Annotated in this window: 2 rRNA genes; both read left to right on the plus strand. The window is 48.0% G+C overall.

Annotated elements, in window-relative coordinates:
- Positions 1-190, plus strand: a 23S ribosomal RNA gene (locus L5M49_RS25240); the annotation flags it as partial.
- Between the two features lie 139 nt (positions 191-329).
- Positions 330-445 (plus strand): 5S ribosomal RNA (gene rrf / locus L5M49_RS25245).
- Positions 446-546 lie beyond the last annotated feature (101 nt).

Genomic DNA, 546 nt, shown 5'->3' on the forward strand with positions numbered 1-546 from the left:
CCCGGTAGCTACGTTCGGAATCGATAACCGCTGAAAGCATCTAAGCGGGAAGCGAGCCCTAAGATGAGTCATCCCTAGGAATTTAATTCCTCTAAAGAGCCGTTCGAGACTAGGACGTTGATAGGCATGGTGTGTAAGCGTTGTGAGGCGTTGAGCTAACATGTACTAATGACTCGAGAGGCTTAACCATACAACCCAGATGGGTTTTGCTAAGCGAACTTAGACAGAATACAGATACTTGATAAAGTTTGAACTCAAACAAAGCAAATCAGCTTTCCGAATTATTATTAACGTGGTCCAGAGATGGACACGGTAATAAACAGAATTTGCTTGGTGACAATAGCCTTGTGGAACCACCTGATCCCATCCCGAACTCAGAAGTGAAACGCAAACGCGCCGATGGTAGTGTGGGGTCTCCCCATGTGAGAGTAGGTCATCGCCAAGCGCCTAATTTAGGTTAACGTGTAGACGTTAAGCTAAAGGAGCGGTAGTTCAGTTGGTTAGAATACCGGCCTGTCACGCCGGGGGTCGCGGGTTCGAGTCCCG

Source organism: Shewanella sp. SM74, from assembly GCF_025653725.1.
Classification (GTDB): Bacteria; Pseudomonadota; Gammaproteobacteria; order Enterobacterales; family Shewanellaceae; genus Shewanella; species Shewanella oncorhynchi.